The sequence below is a fragment of the Streptomyces sp. NPDC003011 genome, from assembly GCF_053591515.1.
The window spans coordinates 33103-50401 of record NZ_JBSFTY010000024.1; the positions used below are offsets into that span (position 1 = coordinate 33103).

Consider the following 17299-nt stretch of genomic DNA (forward strand, 5'->3'; position numbering starts at 1 on the left):
CGACCAGGGGGCGGCGCATGGAACAGGCACGGTGGACCAGGGCACGCCTAGGCCGCTGCGGCCCCCCGCTCGACCTGCTCACCGCCCGCTTCGACCGCCACGCCTACGCCTCGCACACGCACGAGCAGTTCAGCATCGGCATCTGCGTCGCCGGCTCCGAGGTCATCGACTACCGGGGCGACCGCCTGTGCCCCGGCCCGGGCTCGATCGTCGTCCTCGCTCCCGGCGAGATGCACACCGGCCGCCCGGCCGCGTCGGACGGCTACGCCTACCGAGCCCTGTACCCCGACCCCTCCCTCCTCACCGACGGCACCCTCGACGCCGGCCTCCCGCACTTCCGCGAGCCGCTCCTGGACGACCCCGAACTGGCCACCGCCCTGAGCCGCGCCCACACCGAACTCAGCGCCTGCCCCGACCCGTTGGAGGCGGAGTCCCGCCTCCCGTGGCTCCTCACGGCCCTGACCCGCCGCCACTCCACGGCCCGCCCTTGCGCCGACACGCTCCCCGGCGCCGCGCACATCGCCCACGCGGTACGCGACCGCCTCGCCGACGACCTCCTGGCACCCCCGTCCCTGGCCCTGCTCGCCGCCGAGCAGGGCCTGTCCCGCTACCAGCTCCTGCGGGCCTTCCGTACGACGATGGGGATCCCCCCGTATGCCTGGCTGGCGCAGCACCGGGTGCATCGGGCGCGCGGCCTGCTGGAGAGCGGACTGCGACCGGCGGAGGTGGCGGGCCGGGTGGGCTTCGCCGACCAGGCGCACCTGACGCGCTGGTTCCGGCGGGTGGTGGGCGTGACCCCGGCGGCGTACCGCACCAGCGTTCACGACGAGCGCCGCTGATGGTCGGGGGCGCTCGACGGTCGGGGGCGCTGATGGTCGGGGGTGCTGACGGTCGGGGGCGCTGATGCTGGGCGGGCCCCGGCCCCCGCGGACCGCAACAGCGTTCAAGACGCACGCCGCCGATCCGGTGAGCATGGCCGCATGACTGCACGCGGCTGGTTCCTGTTCTCCCTGATGGGAGTGGTCTGGGGCATCCCCTACCTACTGATCAAGGTGGCGGTGGACGCCCCGCTGTCCCCGTCCGTGGTGGTGTTCACGCGCTGCGCGCTGGGCGCCGTACTGCTGATGCCCTTCGCGCTACGACAGGGCGGCCTGCCGTCGACCGTCCGCAGGCACTGGCGGCCCCTGCTGGCCTTCGCCTGCATAGAGATCATCGGTCCCTGGTGGACCCTGACCGACGCCGAACGCCACCTGTCCAGCTCCACGGCGGGCCTGCTGATCGCGGGCGTCCCGATCGTCGGCGTCGCCCTGGCCCGCTTCTTCGGCGCCACGGAGAGGCTGGGGGTGAGGCGCGTCGTCGGGCTCGGCCTGGGCCTGGCGGGCGTCGCGGTCCTCACGGTCCCGCACCTGACCGGCGGAGACGCGCTGAGCCTGGCCGAGGTGCTGGTGACGGTGATCGGCTACGCGACGGCCCCGCTGATTGCCGCGCGCTACCTGAAGGACGTCCCGACCCTCCAGCTCATCGCCCCGTGCCTGGCCCTCGCGGCCCTGGTCTACGCGCCCGCGGCGGCGCTGACCTGGCCGTCCACGACGCCCTCGCCCTCCGTCCTGACCGCCCTCGCGGCCCTCGGCGTCATCTGCACGGCCCTCGCCTTCGTCGCCTTCCTGGAGCTGATCAAGGAGGTCGGCCCGACCCGGGCGACGGTGTTCACGTACGTCAACCCGGCGGTCGCGGTGGCGGCGGGCGCGGTGTTCCTGGACGAACGCCTGACGGCGGGGGTGGTGGCGGCGTTCACGCTGATCCTGGCGGGGTCGGTGCTGGCGACGGCGGCCGGACCGGGGTCGGCGGCACCTCTGGTGCCTGCTACCGGTTCGGGGTCGGTCACCATCCCGGTGCCTGCTACCGGTTCGGGGGCGGCCACCAGCCCGGTTTCTGCCGCCGGCTCCGGTCCGGGATCGGACACACGGGGCGGCGGGCCGGGCTCCGAACCGGGATCGGCCGGCCGGCCGGGGTCGGCGTCCGATCCGGGCTAGATGCTCTGTCCACGGAGATTGCAGGCGAGGTGTGTGCCTCCGGCCAGGGCCGGCCGCCAGGCGTCCGTGTATGTCTCCGGCTCGGGTCGGCCATCACCCGCCCTGTGCCGGGCTCCGGTCTGGTCCGGTCCGGGGTTCGACCACCCGCCCGGTGCCGCGTCACCCGAGGGGCGGCGGGGCCTCGTACAGCGGCTCCGCCGCGGGCCGGACCATCGACCGGACTCCCTCCGGACCCCCGGCCGGACCGAGACCGGGCCCGCGCCCGGTAACATGGTCCACACGGCAGACGAGCCGGGCGGACGGCCGCGTGGAGCCCCCTGGGGCTTCCCGAGGAACGTCCGGGCTCCACAGGGCAGGGTGATGGCTAACAGCCACCCGGGGTGACCCGCGGGACAGTGCCACAGAAAACAGACCGCCGGGGACCTCGGTCCTCGGTAAGGGTGAAACGGTGGTGTAAGAGACCACCAGTGCCCAGGGTGACCTGGGCAGCTAGGTAAACCCCACCCGGAGCAAGGTCAAAAGGAGCGCGGTAAAACGCACTCTGCGCGGACGTTCGAGGGCTGCCCGCCCGAGTCCGCGGGTAGACCGCACGAGGCCGGCGGCAACGCCGGCCCTAGATGGATGGCCGTCTCCCCGGCCGCCGCGAGGCGACCGGGCGACAGAACCCGGCGTACAGCCCGACTCGTCTGCCGTGACCGCTCCGAGCCGACCTTGTGATCTTGCTGGAGCCTGTGTCGGAGATGCTCCTCTGCTCCGGTCATAGTCAGCTTGGTCAAGCTCATAGATCAAGAAGCATCTGCACTTGTGCTCGCTCATGACGCAACCGTGGTGTCAGGCTGGAGGATGCCGCCTCAACTGTGCCTGCAAGTTTTGCTTCTTGCGTAACTGAGGTGTCGGATTGGTCAGCCTTTCTGGCGGTGCGGGATCCAGTGGCTGCACCGGAGGAGGTGGTTGCCCATCAAGATCGTTCATACCGGGCAACATTTCCTCGTCTGCGTTCGCCTGCCTCGGCGCCTTCGTGTAGGCCGGAGGTTGAAGCACTCCGCGGCGGCTCAACTCGGCTACGTCGATCAGCGGCCCGTTCAGGACATGCTCCAACAGGGATGCCTGTGATGGCTCGAGCCTCGTGAGAGGTTGAAGGGCCTTGAGGATCTCAATGAGCTCACTGCTCCATCGCGGTTTCCAGCGCTCACTTCTCATCCAGTCCAAATCAGTGAGGTTGCGTCCCTTGGGTTTACCGCAGCGTGCAGTGAACCAGCTGTCCAGTACGTTTCGGCCGCCTACGTCGTACTGACGCATACGTTCAGTGACGCCCCGGAAGACTCCCGTGCCGACCAGCAGCGCTTGACGTTCGGAGTCGTAGGAAAGAGAAGAGGGCATATACGACGGGTCGACGGGCACTGCGTACGTGACAGGTTCTCCCGTCTCACCGGCCTCGTCTTCTCGGTCGTTGGAAGTTTCGCCGAAGGTTGCTACCCGGATTATTTCATGGCCGATGCGCACGGCGTCGAGCCACAACTCACGGTCCGCCGTGATCGGGATTCTGACGCCTGGAGAATTGAGTTCCCCACCGAACCTCTGCGTGAAGGCTGGATGTGCGGTGACCCCGGCGATGTATGCCGCTAAGTCATCTGCTGAGACCGGGGCAATGCCGTATGCGTTCGCCAGGTGCTCCAATAGGCCGGGAGCGAGATTGGGTGAGCCGTCTGCGTGCCGCAAGGGTAGTACTCTACCGCCATCATTGTTGAAGCAATGCATGTCCGGAATCAAAGCGGAGAAGATTATGGCGGGTCCGGATTTTATTGGCCGACTGTGTTGCTCGATGAGGAACAGCTGGTCAGCGCGATCAGCGTCCCAGATTCCTGGCCGGGGGTAATCGATGACGCGACTATCCGCTATGACCCACTGCCGGTCGAAGCTCCGATGAAGAATCCTCTTCAGGGGCGGACAGGGTTCCCGCTCTTCCAGGAGCGGTCGTCCGGGCTGGCCAGGTAGTCGATGAGTGTTCGTCGACCAGGCGCACCATCTCCGTTACCAGCACGGTAGGTGTGTAGTAGGTACCCGAAGCCTTGCGAAGTTCAGGATCGTACTCCTGCAGGAAGTGCTCATAGAGAACTATGTGGGCATCCCGATCATGTTCAAGTATAGAATCCCAGTTCACTGCATCGGCTACCCGTACCAATACGTCGAGACTGTTTTTGAACTGCTGGCTGACATGATCGGTGAGAATCTGAAGCGCCTTTCCCATCACTGTGTGATCGGCACCCAGTAGCTCTCCGACCTCGTGCAGACTGTGATCGATCAAACTTATGCCGTCGGCGCGTGCGAGGAGGAGCGCGAAGGTAACAGTCTGCGCATAGCGGTCAGCGAAAGCGGTCTTATGGTCACGCTCGTCGGTGTGTGGGAAGAGAAAATTTTCCCACGTCTGCGCCAGTTCAGTGAACGGGTGTCCCGCGCCGCGTCGATTTCCACTGGTGCGGCCGAGTCGTTCTTCTTCCCGGAGTCGGTCGTGTACCTCAGCCCGCAAGAGCTTGCACAGAGGCGCTATATTGGTGACCAGTTGACGTACTGTGGTCAGTGGGTCGGGCTGCCAGAAAAGAAAGTCGCGGAGCATACGCTCGAATTCGGAAGCCGTGGTACCGGATACACGTAATCGACGTCCGGCTCGATATATATCGCCTTCCAGGTGGATAGTGCTTCCCTGCTGCTGGCCGTTCTGATAAAGAAACCAACTTTGCCCATTGGTGTAGATCACGTTCGGAAGGCGAGACATGGCTTCCCACTGCTTCCTGTCCTTTCCGCGCAGGCCGCCCGGGCTTATATCTCTCTTCTTCGGGCTCTTCAACTCCACATAGCCAAAGGTTCGTTGCTTATTTTCGCCGAGGCTTGCCGCGAAATCTGGACGAACGCCAAGGTCCGTCAGGCGAGCCTCAGGGTGAAGGCGAAGGTGTAGACCCAACTCCTCGGCTGCCGAGCCGAGTAGGGTCTCCACCGCGCTGCGGATGCCTGCCTCATGCTCGCCTACACCGAGGATTTGCTTGCACTGCGTACCGAAATCGGAGATGAGCCGGTCGATCCACGTGCCAACCCCCATGTCCGCCCCCGAGTAAACGCTGCAGGGGTGTCCCGGGACGCAGCGTGCGCGGTCTTCCGGAAGCACATCTGCATGTATCGCTTCGATCATGCTGGCGTAGTACGAACTGCGGCCCCGAAAGCCTGCCCCACAGATGTCGAGATCAACCGTTCTGAAGCACAGTACGGATGGAGATCTGCTAGTGGCGACTTTCGATCAGACCTGAGGATCCACTGAACGCAACAGTTCGAGGAGCCCCTGCGCGGGAAGCAGCTGGGCGTCGGTGATGGGGTCGGGGCTGAAGTGCATCAGGTCGTTGCGGAAGTTGCGGCAGTCCTCGAGCGCCGTCAGGAAGTGCTCCTGGTCGATGCCCCATCCGAGCGCGGCCCAGTTCTCGGGGACCTTGAGCAGGTATCCGTACGCTCCGAAGCTGAGATCAGCGGCGGAGTGCACCCGGGAGGCGCGGTGGCGAGGGACGACGGCGCGGATGCGGTCGAGCGGAATGCACCGGTCGACCACCCGGCGCAGGCGCTGCTCGATCTCCTCCACCAGGACGAAGGGACGCACGCGCGTGCCGAACTGGACCGTCAGGTCGGCTGCGGTGATCAGTCCGCAGACCTTGTGGTCGTGGTCGCGCACGAGGACGTACCCGGACTGCTGGATGGTTCCGATCCAGTCGAGCAGGTCGTCGGAACGGTCCGCCTCCTGCCCCCGGACCGTCGCGGCCTGCAGGCCGGCGTTCGGATCCGACATGCGGGCACGCCCGATCGACTCCCAGCTGACGACCCCGCGCAGCCGCCCGTCCGCGTCGAGGACGGGCAGTTGGCTGTAACCGCGCAACACCATGATCGTCATGGCGGTCCCGATGCTGTCCCCGACGCGTACCGACTCGGGCATACGGTTCGCGGAGTCGACGTTGCTCACCCGGTACGCGACGGTCTGCGTCTCGGTCTCCTCCTCCGCCAGATGCACGGCGGCGTGCGCGGCACTCCGCACCGCGGGCGACCGAACCGTGCTGCCGGACAGCCGGGTCACCGCACTGGTCCCGGACTCGTCCGGCTCGGCCCCGCCCGCCAGCACCGCGATCTGGCTGTCCAGAGTGCCCTCGGTGAAGGGCGGGATGGTGACGAGGCCCCGCGCCTCCAGGTCGTTCCCGATCTGTTCGGTGGCCGCCGGGTGACGTCGTTGGACACCCCATACGGCGAGAAAGTCCCGGATGGACAGAGTGAGGGGCTCGTCGGCGCTGCGCCGACGCACCTCCTCGAACAGCTTGGCGGGCTCGGTGAGAGTCGCCGCGAACTCGTCCGCGTCGGGCCGTCCCGGGTCGGGCCGGCCCTCGGCCAGCGCGGCCACGCGTTCCGCCGCTCCGAACCTGCTGAGTTCGAAAACCGTGAGCAGGGAACCCATGCTGTCCAGCAGGTCGGACTGGAACTTCTGCCGATCGATGTCGGTGACCAGCCACTCCACCCGGCGTACATGGCGCATCCCGTCCGCCGCCGCGGAGCGGTACTCGTAGTCGCCGGTCACCCGACCGATGGCCACCAGCCAGGACTTCAGCGGAAGCACGACCAGGTCGCCGGGCTGGATCTCGTGGACGAACCGGTAGAGCTGCCCCGTCCAGTTCCCGACCGTGTACGGGCCTTCGTCAGGGTAGGCGGCGGCCACGGCCGCCTTGATGTCGTCCCGGGTACGGGTCTCGGCGAGATCTCCGAGCCCGAGCCAGCCGACGAGGAGAATCCCCTCGTCCAGCGCCGCACGCTCCCGCTCGCCGTGTTCTCCCGCGCGCACCACCCAGGCTCGCATGGCGTCCCTCCCCGTCAGCCCACACCGCATGATCGCGTGGCGGTGACCTTATAGCAGCGCCGGCGAACGACCGGTTGAATATGGCCACTTGGGCAGGCCACGCGGTTGGTTCTCAGCCGTCTGTGCCCGCCCGGGTACACCCGTAGACTGATCGAGAGCAGGGTGGCCGGGGTGAAGGCCGTGACGCGAGCGTGGGGGTACGAGAGCGCCGATGGAGCCGTTGGACACCGATGCGGACCCTCGTGTGGTGGGGCCGTTCGAACTGCTGGCCCGGCTCGGCGCGGGAGGTATGGGCGTCGCCTATCTGGCGCGCAGGATCCTCCTGGACGGCGCCTCGGGCGATCTGGCCGCGGCGTACAACATGGTCGAGTCGGATGAGGTCGCCGGGGGCGACGGGCCGCGGCTCGTCGTGGTCAAGATGATCCAGCAGGACCTGCTGGACGGCGATCCGCAGTACCGGGAGCGGTTCGGCAGAGAGATCGACGCGGTGCGGGCCGTGGTCAGCGACCGGGTGCCGGCGCTGATCGCCTTCGAGGAGGACCCGTCGGTCGCCCGGCCGTGGTTCGCCATGGACTACATCGCGGGCCCCTCTCTCGCCACGATGGTGAAGAAGGCCGGAACCCTCGGCCTGGGCCCTTACGCGGCGCTCGGCCTGGCCCTGGTGGACGCCCTGCGCGCGATCCACGGCGCGAACCTGCTGCACCGCGATCTCAAGCCGGACAACGTGGTCCTGGGCCCGGACGGGCCGATGGTGCTGGACTTCGGACTGGCGGTCCTGATCGAGCGGGCGTCCAGCCAGGCGCTGACGAAGACCCACACCAGGATGGGCACCCGGGACTACATGCCGCTGGAGCAGTATCTGGACGCCAAGCGCGCCAGCAGGCCCGCCGACGTGTACGCACTCGGTGCCACACTTTTCTTCGCCCTGACCGGCAGGTCGCCGTACCCGCACGGCCCGACGGAGTCGGAGCCGAAGTGGGAGGGCATCGCATCGCCGTTCCTCCCGCTGCTCGCCAAGACACTGGTGAGTTTTCCGTCGCAGCGCCCTGATCTCGACGCGGTGGAGAGCAGCCTGCTCAAGCTGCTCATCGATGCCGATCTTCCCCCCGAGGTCGCGGCGCGGCAGCTCAAGGAGCTCGTCGAGGCCGCGGGCCTGACCCCGCAACTGCCTCCGGGGGTCCCCTCCGACCACGTCGACCCGGAGGTCCAGGAGCTGGCCCGGAAGGCTGTCGACGCGATCCTGCCGGATGTCGACCCCGACTTCTACGGCATCGTCGACACGGATGAGATCGAGTGGGCCGTGGAGACCGCGGACCAGCCGGACCCGACCGGCGGCCACCCGCCGACACTCGTCGACCCCGCGCCGCAGCCCGTCATGCCCGTCCCCACGAGCTATCCCCTCCCGCCCCCGCGCCCGGCGGACGAGGCGGCGAAACCGGAACCGGAACCGGAACCTGAGGTCACCGCCCGGAAGGCACCGCCCCGAGCAGCGCAGAAGGTCGCGGTCCGCCTGCGTGAGCGCTATGCGCACCGAGCGGATCTGTAAGCACGAGGCGACTGCTCTCAGGACCCCGGGGCCTGTGTCGATGTGAGGCCGCGCTGTGTCGGCGTGACCAGCCAGATCAGCCTCGCGGACAGCCACCTCGCTGCGCCCTCACAGCGCTACCCTCGACACCACCTCGCACCACCCGAAAGGACCCTCCATGCCCGCACCCGAAGGCCCTCCTCCCGCCGGCACGGTGATCGAGGTGCGGGACGAGGAGTGGATGGTCCGCAACAGCAAGCAGCTACGACCCGGCGAGTGCCTGATCGAGGCCGTCGGCGCCTCCGACCTCGTGCGCGGCCAGGAAGCCCGCTTCCTCGTACCCACGATGGACCGGCATCGCGTCCTGCGACCCGAGAACACCAGGCTCGTCGCGGACAGCTCACCGCACTTCCGCCGCAGTCGTCTGTTCCTGGAGGCCGTCCTGCGGAAGACGCCGCTGCCGCAGCGCGAGCGCCGTCTGGCGCTGACCGACGGCTTCCTTCTCGACCGCATGGACTACCAGCTGCGTCCCGCGGAGAAGGCCCTGGCGAACCCACTCCGCCCCCGACTCCTGATCGGTGACGTGGTCGGCCTCGGCAAGACCCTGGAGATCGGCGTCATCCTCGGTGAGCTGATCCGGCGCGGGCGCGGCGAGCGCATTCTCGTCGTCACGCCGGCGCCCGTGCTGGAACAGTTCCAGCACGAGATGTGGACCCGGTTCTCCCTCCCGCTCGTCCGTCTGGACAGCGCGGGCATCGCCCGTATCGAGCGGAAGATCCCGGCGGGCCGCAACCCGTTCACGTACTACAAGCGCGTGATCATCTCCATGGACACGCTCAAGAATCCCAGGCGCTATCGCCCGTGGCTGGAGCACATCCACTGGGACGCCGTGGTCATCGACGAGTCCCACAACCTCATCAACCAGGGCAGCGACCGCCGCGCCCTCGCCGACCTGCTCGCCGAACGCACGGACGCGCTGATCCTGGCCAGTGCCACCCCGCATAACGGCGACATGTCCGCCTTCACCGGCCTGATCCGCCTCCTCGACCCCATGGCGGTCAAGGATCCGCGGAACCCGAAGCCGGAGGAGCTCGGCCACCTGATGCTGCGCCGCACCAAGGTCAGCGCCGAGGTCGCACAGCAGCTGAAGGGGCACTGGGCACCGCGGGGCGGCTCCCGTCCCGTGCGCTGCCAGGCCAAGGACCTGGAGGAACAGGTCTTCCAGGAACTCGCCGAGCGCTGGCTGAGGCAACCGGACCAGAAGGCGGGGGCGGAGGACCGTCTCTTCCCGTACGTCCTTCTCAAGTCCTTCCTGTCCTCCCACCGCGCCCTGTTCGTCACGGCCCGCCAACGGCTCGCCAAAACCGGGCACACCCTGCCCGAGCGGCACCGGATCACCGATGAGCCGCTGTCCGAGCTTCAGGTGAGCACACCCGAGGCGGCGTCACTCCTGCGCCTCATGGAGCTGGCCCGCGCCATCGACCGCGCGGCCGCCGGGGGCGGCTGGCGGACCGCCACCTCCAAGCTGGCAGGTCTCGTCGACGAATTGGACCGGATCGGCGTGCGAGCGGGCAGCCCCACGCGCGCGGTTGTCTTCTCCGAGCGTCGCGAGACCCTCGACTGGCTGGGCGAGGTGCTTCCGCCGCTGCTCGGCTGGAAGGCGAAGGCGGACGCGAGGGCCGCGGTCAAGGTCATGTACAGCGGTGGAGCGATCTCCGACCGGGTCCAGATGGAGTACGTCGACGAGTTCGCCCGCGCGGGCGGCGACGTCCGTCTGCTGCTCACCGGCGACGGCGCCTCCGAGGGCGTCAACCTGCACCGCCAGTGCCACCACCTCATCCACTGGGACCTGCCCTGGAGCCTGATCCGGGTCGAGCAGCGCAACGGCCGCATCGACCGGTACGGGCAGACCCGGCCGCCCGAGTTCCGCGCGATGATCCTGGAGTCGGCGGTCGAGGGGGCGTTGGACGACACGGACATCGCCGAGAAGGTCCTCGCCCGTGAGGAGAAGGTGCACACGGTCCTCGGCGCCGTGGAAGCGGCGACGAAGGAGAACGACGGCGACCGTGAGGAGACGCGCGTCATGGAGGCGCTCCTCAAGGGCGAGGCCCCGCAGCAGGCCGTCGACGATCTCCAGACCATCTCCCCGGACGCCCTGGACGACGGCGAAGTGCCCGCGGAACTGCCCCTCGCCCAGCAGCTGAACGCCGAGTTCGGCACGGGGACCGATCCGTACGACGACACGGACCTCGGCTTCGACTTCGACGACGACTACGAGGAGGACGCGGGCTTCGAGTTCGGCGACACCCCGGACGCGACGGCCGAGGAGACGACCGGAGAGGCGGCGACCGGAGTGGGTGAGCACGCCCCACCTCGCGTCGTCCAGGAGCTGCGCCTGTTCACCGACCGCCGCGACTACGTCCTGGCCGGCCTGGAGGAACTCGCCGACCTGGAGCCGTTCCGCCTGGACACCACCGTGAAGGGCACCGACCTCAGCTTCGACACACCGGAGGATCTCGCCGACCGCCTGGACGTCCTGCCCGCGAGCTATCTGCGCGACCACACCATTACCCGCCGCATGAAGCTCACCTTCAGCCGGGAGGACGCGGCCGACTCGCTCCGGCGGGCCCGCGAGGACGCGGACTCCCAGTCGCTCTGGCCGGACGCCCACTACGTCGGCGAACTGCACCCCGTCCTGGAGTGGATCACGGACAAGGTCCTGGTCCAGCTGGGCCGCCAGCAGGCGCCCGTGATCCAGGTGGACCGCACCCGCGTCCCGGAGCCGGTCTTCCTCACCCAGGGGGTGTGGTCCAACCAGGACGGCCGTCCCACGGTCGTGACCTGGCTGGCCGTCGACCACCTGGACCGGCCCGAGGACGAGCACCGCGTACGGGAACTGACCCGGCCGCTCCTCGCCGACCTCGGCCTGGGACCCGACATGCCGGACCACTTCGCCCAGGGCGACCCGGCGGCGCTCCAGCGGTACGTGCCCGCGGCCGTGGCCGCCACCCGCCGCGAGACGGGCCGCCGGAGGCAAGAGGCGGAGGAGCACATCGACCGCCCGCTGCGGGAGTACGAGGCGAAGGTCGGCCACTGGCTGGAGCAGCCGCTGCCCGGTTTCAGCGGTGGACGCACCGCACGTGAACGGGCCGCGGAGAACCTCGAGAAGGCCGCGACCCGCCTGCGTACGACGGGCGATCCGATGATCCGGATCCTGGCCGTCCTGGAGCCGAGTTCATGACCACCCGACCCACCACCGAAGCGATCCGGCAGGAGCAGCAAGCGTGAAGTTCGACGCTCTGGTCAACGAGGGTGAGTACTTCCCGTCCTTCTACCTGGACGAGATCCTGCCCAAGCAGCTGAAGAGCGGCCGCCTGAAGGAGTGGGCGGCCGAGGAGCGGCAGGGCCGCCCCACACCCCGGCAGGGCCTGCGGGACCTCACCGGCCCCTACCTCGACGTGCGCATCACGGTGGGCGGCGAGGCCGAAAAGTTCAACCTCCTGCCCGACCCGGAGGCCGTCGCCGCCCACCAGGTGGCGACCGAGGCGCTGAAGGCCCACACCGGCACCGACGAGCCGCCCGCCTTCCAGCCCGAGGCCGCGCCGCGCCCGTACGGCGACAGCCCGGAGGAGGTGTGGCGCGCGGGCCTGAACGCCTGGCACGTACGCGTCCTGCGAGCCCTCGGCTTCACGCCCCGCCCCGGACACCTCACCGTGCACGGCGCCGCCGGTCCCGTCGCCGTGCCCGTGGCCCACAGCGAGCCCGGCATCGTCGTCCTGACCGGCGGTTTCGCCGACGACATCGCCGGAACGCGGGGCGAGGGCTCGGCCAACCGCCTCGCCGTACCCGTCCGCGTGGCGTCCGGCAAGACGCTCACCACGGTCACGGACCTCGCCGCCTGGCTGCTCGCCGCGGACAACGCCCCCCGCTACGCCCTGCTGCTCTTCGGCGGGGTCATGGTCCTCGCCGACCGGGACAACTACGCGCGCGGCCGCCATCTCGCCGTCAGCCTGGAGATCGCCCTGCCCCGCAAGGGCGTCAAGGGCGCGACCGCCGGTGAACTCGAAGTGATCGCCGCCCTCTTCGGAGCGCGGTCGCTCCGTCCGGCCGAGGACGGCGGGGACGACGACATCGCCCGCCTGGTGGCGGAGTCCCGCGACCACTCCGTGGGCGTGACCAGCGACCTGCGCGAGGGCCTGAAGAAGTCCGTCCAGCTGATCGCCAACGAGGTTCTGGAACTCGCGGCCCACCAAGGCGTCCGGCCCGACGACCTCCCCGAGTGGCTCCCCGGCCCGCTCGCCGAGCGCGGCGCGCTCCCGGACCTGCTCACCAAGGAGTCGCTGCGCTACCTCTACCGCATCCTCTTCCTGCTCTACGCGGAGGCCCGTCCCGAATTGGACATCCTCCCGATGAAGAGCGAGGAGTACGTCCAGGGCTACAGCGTGGCCCGGCTGCGTGAACTGGCCGTCCAGGAGAAGCTGTCCAGCGCCTCCCGCGACCGTCACCACTTCCACGACTCCCTGGCCCTGCTGTTCGACAAGGTCTTCACCGGTCACCCGGTCGCCGACACGATCACCTCACGGGAGGCCCTGCGTGACCTGCCCGACGAGTCCGCCGAACTGTCCGAGGACGACGGCTACGAAGGCGTGCGCATCGAGGCGCTGAAGTCCCGCCTCTTCGACCCGGCCTCGATCAAGCTCGTCGACCAGGAGATCACGCACCCCGACGACATCGCCCCCGACGGCACGATCGCCGACTCGGCACGCTGCCTCGACCTGCGCCTGCGCAACAAGGTCCTGCACCAGGTGCTGCGCAACCTGACCGTCGTCGAGGGCCGCGGGCGCGGCGGACGCGGCGGCTTCATCTCGTACGCCAACCTCAGCATCAACCACCTCGGCGCGGTGTACGAGGGCCTGATGTCGTACTCCGGCTTCATCGCCGACGAGCCCTTGTACGAGGTCGCCAAGGGCGGCGATCCGAGCGGCGGCTCCTGGCTGATCAGGGCCAGCCAGGTCGCTTCGGGGCGCTACCCCGACGGCCCGGACGACAGCGTGTTCGTCGGTACGGAGATCAACCCGGAGACCCACGAGCGGGTGCCGGTGCCGCGCAAGGTCGGGTCGTACGTCTACCGTCTGGCCGGCCGCGACCGCCAGACCAGCGCGTCCTACTACACGCCGGAGTCCCTCACCCAGGCCACCGTCGAGCAGACCCTGCGCTTCCGGCTCGACGAGAAGGGCGAGGTCGATCCCAAGGAGCCGGAGAAGGCGTGGGTCAACGCGGCGGACGTGCTGCGGTGGCGCGTGTGCGAACCGGCGCTGGGGTCCGGCGCGTTCCTCAACGAGGCCGTCAACCAGCTCGCCGAGCTGTATCTACGGCTGGCGCAGCGCGAGCGGGGCGTCGAGATCGACCCCGAGGACTACCAGCGCGAGTTGCAGAAGGTGAAGGCGTACATCGCGCTGCACAACGCCTACGGCGTGGACCTGAACGAGACGGCGGTCGAACTCGCCGAGATCTCCCTGTGGTTGAACACCATGTACCGGGGCATGAAGGCGCCCTGGTACGGCCTTCACCTCCACCGCGGCAACTCGCTGATCGGCGCGGCGCGGAAGGTGTATCCCGGCAACACCTTGCGCGACGGCGGCTGGCTGACGACGAAGGACCCGCAACGGCCGAGGCATGTGCCGCTCGGCGAGAAGCTGAAGGCCCGCGAGGTCCACCAGTTCCTGCTGCCCGCGATGGGGTGGGGGTCCATCGGGGAGAAGGTCGGCCTGCGGACGCTGAAGAAGGGCACGCCGGAGGAGACCGTCAAGGCCGTGGTGGACGGTGACGTCGTCGACTGGCTGGAGCCCGAGCTGGTCGAGGCCATGCGCAAGTGGCGCTCGGCGATGCGGCGCAATCCCAAGGGGGAGTCGAAGCGGTCGGTCCAGAAGAAGACGGCCCCGACGCGGGAGGCGCGGGAGGAGAAGGACGCCCGGCTGGGACAGGGCGCGCTCGATCTCGGGCTGGAGATCTGGGAGCCGGTCGCGTTCGACTTCGACTCGGCCGGGGGCGACGTCGACGACGCGGGTGCGAGTACGGGTGCGGATGTCGGGCGCCGAGGCGGGGCCGGTTCGGCCCGGACCGCTGCGGATGAGGACTCTGAGCCCGGGGAGAAGACGCAGACCGGGCGGCTGATGAGGCTCGCTCGGCGGGTCGAGTACCTGTGGGACCTCGTTGTCATGCGGCTGAAGCTCTCCGAGCAGGAGATCTCGCGGCACGTGGACGTCTGGGGTGCGGCGATTCCCCGGGAGGGGGAGGGTTCTGAGCAGGGCGGCCGTCAGCCGATGGACCGAGACGCCGTCCTGGACGCTCTGAACCGCACGGGCACGCCGTACTGGCGGCTCAAGCAGGTCATGGACGCGTGGTGCGCGCTGTGGTTCTGGCCGCTGGAGGAGATCGGGCTCCTCGACGGCTCCGACGAGTTCGAGTACCGGCCCAACGGCGAGGACCGTACGGCCCTGAAGAAGGGCGACTCCCGACGGCGGGTCGCTCTCAAGTCCCTCGACGACTGGATCGAGTTCGCGGAAGCCGTCGTCGGGCGCGTGGACGTGGACACGGGGGAGGGGCAGCAGGTGTCGCTGCTGTCCTTCGAGGGGGTCAAGAGTCTCGACCAGTTGGATGCCAAGGAGCACGAGCTCGACCAGAAGATGATCGAGGCCACGGCCTGGGCCAAGCCGGCGGATCTCGGGTACACGTTCCCCTGGTACGGGACGGTGACGCGGATCGCCAAGGAACGGGGCTTTCTCCACTGGGAGTTGACCTTCGCGCATGTGTTCGCGGAGGGCGGGTTCGACTTGATGGTGGGGAATCCGCCGTGGGTCAAGCAGGAGTGGAAGGAGAGCGGGGTCCTCGCCGAGTTCGAGCCGTGGTTCGAACTGTCCGAGAAGCCGAGCAATGAGGCGTGGGACGAGCGCAAGGCCGATGTGATGGGGTGGCCTGGGGTCCGGTCGGCTTTTATGGGTGAGCTGGCGGACCATGCGGCGATGTCCGGGTTCCTGGCGTCGGTGGATACGTATCCGGAGCTGGTGGGGACGCAGCCGGATTTGTATCGGGCGTTCATGTTGCTGGGGTGGCGGGCCATTGGGGGGCGGGGGACGGCGGGGATTATTCATCCGTCGACGCATTTGACTGGGGCGAAGGAAGGTGTGCTGCGCAAAGCTGCCTATCGCCATCTGCGGTTCCATGCGGACTTCGTGAATCAACTCTATTTGTTCACCAAACCCGTGGGCCATAGCACTCACTTCAGCGTCAATGTCTACGGCAGCGACCGGGATGTCCATTTCCAGCACATGAGCTGGCTCCTGCACCCCAGCGTCCTGGTCAAGTCTGCCCGCCACGACGGTAAGGGCCCTGTGCCAGGTGTTAAGGACGGGGGTAAATGGGACCTGCGGCCGCACTTGCAGCGCATCGTCACGGTGGACGCCGAACGCCTGGCTGAATGGCGTGAGCTGGCAGGCGAGGAGAATCCGCTACCGGTCGAGCAGGCCAAGCTCCTCTACCCTGTGACACGCTCCGAAGAGTTGGCCATCTCGGCTCTCGCGAAGTGGCCGCGCCGTCTTGCCGCACTCGGTCCGCGTATTGGCCCCGGCTTCCATGAGAAGAACGACCGCACAGCGGGCTACTTCACGTGGGACTCTGGTCCGGCAGGCTCCTGGAACGACGTGATCCTCCAAGGGCCAATGATTGGGGTGGGCACGGCATTCTTCAAGCGGCCGATCGAAGGCGCCCGGACTTCACTCCAAGTGGAGCCCTGGAACCCAGCCCAGCTTTCCGAAGACGAAGTGCCGCGCACCAACTACCGTCGCTCCGACTCCTGCTCAGCCACGGACTACTTTGCCGCCCTTGCCCGGCGTGCCTGGATCGATGAGGAATTGCTCGACGAACTACGGAACGATGAGCGAGTGGCTGACGTATTGCAGGCGCTTTCCGACCACAAGGACGAGCAGCAGGTCGCACTCGGCAGTTGGGCTGAGCGCCCGTACTCTCGCTTCTTCCGTGTGGCATGGCGCCGCCAGATCGCATCCGATACTGAGCGGAGTCTCTACGCTGCCTTGATTCCGCCTGGTCCGGCGCACGTGCACATGGTGCACAGCGCCGCACTGGCCACAGCTAGGGAGACCGCGCTCACTGCGGGCTTCTGGGCCTCGTTGCCCCTGGACTACTTCCTGCGTGCAACCGGTCGCTCCGACCTTCAAAAGGGCGAGGCCGAGGTCATGCCCGCACCGACGGCGGACCATCCCTTGGAGCAGGCCCTACTCCTCCGCACCCTCCGCCTCAACTGCCAGACCAACGCCTACGCTCGCCTCTGGCAAGAGTTGTACGACTCCACCTGGCAACAGGACACCTGGGCCGCCTCCACCGCGTGGCCCGAGGGCACGCCGTCACTCACCGACGGCGTATCCCCCACCTGGACCCGCGACACCCCCCTCCGTACGGAGTTCACCCGTCGCGCGGCCCTGGTCGAGATCGACTCCCTCGTCGCCGTATGGCTCGGCATCAGTGCCGACGAGTTGGTGGCCATGTACGACGCCAGGTTCCCCGTGCTCCAGCAGTACGAGGAGAACATGTGGTTCGACGCGACGGGCCGACGTATCGCGAAGGCACACCAGCAGTACGGGTACGGACAGCCCAAGGAGGCATGGAAGCAGCTGAGTTCGCCGGAGGCCTTCCCGGAGGAGTACAAGGTCCCGGACGGTTACACCGGCCCCCTCTACCGGGCTCACCGCAAGGCCGAGATGCGCGCCGCCCACGCCGAGTTCACCCGTCGCCTGCGCGAGGCCGGCTGGGAACCCGGTGACACGCGGCACCCGGGAGACTGACGAGAGC

At 68.4% G+C, this 17299-nt stretch carries 8 protein-coding genes and 1 other RNA gene; 6 read left to right on the forward strand and 3 right to left on the reverse strand.

What is annotated here, in order from left to right; all coding sequences use genetic code 11:
* The first annotated feature begins 17 nt into the window (after window positions 1–17).
* From ACWD0J_RS14745 to rnpB, 3 genes are all read left to right on the forward strand, one after another.
* Window positions 18–839 carry an AraC family transcriptional regulator gene (locus ACWD0J_RS14745; protein WP_451496171.1) on the forward strand — a complete coding sequence of 274 codons (822 nt, stop codon included), beginning with the start codon at window positions 18–20 and terminating at the stop codon, window positions 837–839.
* 141 nt (window positions 840–980) lie between these two features.
* Window positions 981–2033, forward strand: coding sequence for a DMT family transporter (locus ACWD0J_RS14750; RefSeq protein ID WP_451496172.1), 1053 nt, complete (start codon window positions 981–983; stop codon window positions 2031–2033).
* Window positions 2034–2320: 287 nt separating this feature from the next.
* An RNA gene (gene rnpB, locus ACWD0J_RS14755) (RNase P RNA component class A) lies at window positions 2321–2722 on the forward strand.
* Window positions 2723–2864: 142 nt separating this feature from the next.
* On the opposite strand, the gene ACWD0J_RS14760 is transcribed toward rnpB, so the two are convergent.
* The 3 genes from ACWD0J_RS14760 to ACWD0J_RS14770 all read right to left on the reverse strand — a co-directional run bounded on the left by ACWD0J_RS14760 (window position 2865) and on the right by ACWD0J_RS14770 (window position 6909).
* Complete coding sequence (locus ACWD0J_RS14760; RefSeq protein WP_451496217.1) at window positions 2865–4001, reverse strand: type ISP restriction/modification enzyme; 1137 nt, start codon at window positions 3999–4001, stop codon at window positions 2865–2867.
* Window positions 3922–5127: a hypothetical protein gene (locus ACWD0J_RS14765; protein ID WP_451496173.1), complete on the reverse strand. Its 1206-nt coding sequence runs from the start codon at window positions 5125–5127 to the stop codon at window positions 3922–3924. The genes ACWD0J_RS14760 and ACWD0J_RS14765 overlap by 80 nt, the downstream gene beginning before the upstream one ends.
* Before the next feature lie 195 nt (window positions 5128–5322).
* Window positions 5323–6909, reverse strand: coding sequence for a CBS domain-containing protein (locus ACWD0J_RS14770; RefSeq protein WP_451496174.1), 1587 nt, complete (start codon window positions 6907–6909; stop codon window positions 5323–5325).
* A gap of 247 nt (window positions 6910–7156) precedes the next feature.
* On the opposite strand from ACWD0J_RS14770, the gene ACWD0J_RS14775 reads away from it, so the two are divergent.
* The 3 genes from ACWD0J_RS14775 to ACWD0J_RS14785 all read left to right on the forward strand — a co-directional run bounded on the left by ACWD0J_RS14775 (window position 7157) and on the right by ACWD0J_RS14785 (window position 17292).
* Window positions 7157–8455 carry a serine/threonine-protein kinase gene (locus ACWD0J_RS14775; protein ID WP_451496175.1) on the forward strand — a complete coding sequence of 433 codons (1299 nt, stop codon included), beginning with the start codon at window positions 7157–7159 and terminating at the stop codon, window positions 8453–8455.
* A gap of 157 nt (window positions 8456–8612) precedes the next feature.
* The gene (locus ACWD0J_RS14780; RefSeq protein ID WP_451496176.1) at window positions 8613–11675 is read left to right on the forward strand and encodes an SNF2-related protein; all 3063 of its coding nucleotides are present in this window, start codon (window positions 8613–8615) and stop codon (window positions 11673–11675) included.
* Between the two features lie 43 nt (window positions 11676–11718).
* Window positions 11719–17292: an Eco57I restriction-modification methylase domain-containing protein gene (locus tag ACWD0J_RS14785; protein WP_451496177.1), complete on the forward strand. Its 5574-nt coding sequence runs from the start codon at window positions 11719–11721 to the stop codon at window positions 17290–17292.
* Window positions 17293–17299: the final 7 nt, after the last annotated feature.

What these genes read in the sequence shown, in the direction of transcription:
- ACWD0J_RS14765 (WP_451496173.1), bottom strand. Translation starts at nt 5,127, where the DNA reads ATGGGGGTTGGCACGTGGATCGACCGGCTCATCTCCGATTTCGGTACG.
- ACWD0J_RS14750 (WP_451496172.1), top strand. Translation starts at nt 981, where the DNA reads ATGACTGCACGCGGCTGGTTCCTGTTCTCCCTGATGGGAGTGGTCTGG.
- ACWD0J_RS14770 (WP_451496174.1), bottom strand. Translation starts at nt 6,909, where the DNA reads ATGCGAGCCTGGGTGGTGCGCGCGGGAGAACACGGCGAGCGGGAGCGT.
- ACWD0J_RS14745 (WP_451496171.1), top strand. Translation starts at nt 18, where the DNA reads ATGGAACAGGCACGGTGGACCAGGGCACGCCTAGGCCGCTGCGGCCCC.
- ACWD0J_RS14780 (WP_451496176.1), top strand. Translation starts at nt 8,613, where the DNA reads ATGCCCGCACCCGAAGGCCCTCCTCCCGCCGGCACGGTGATCGAGGTG.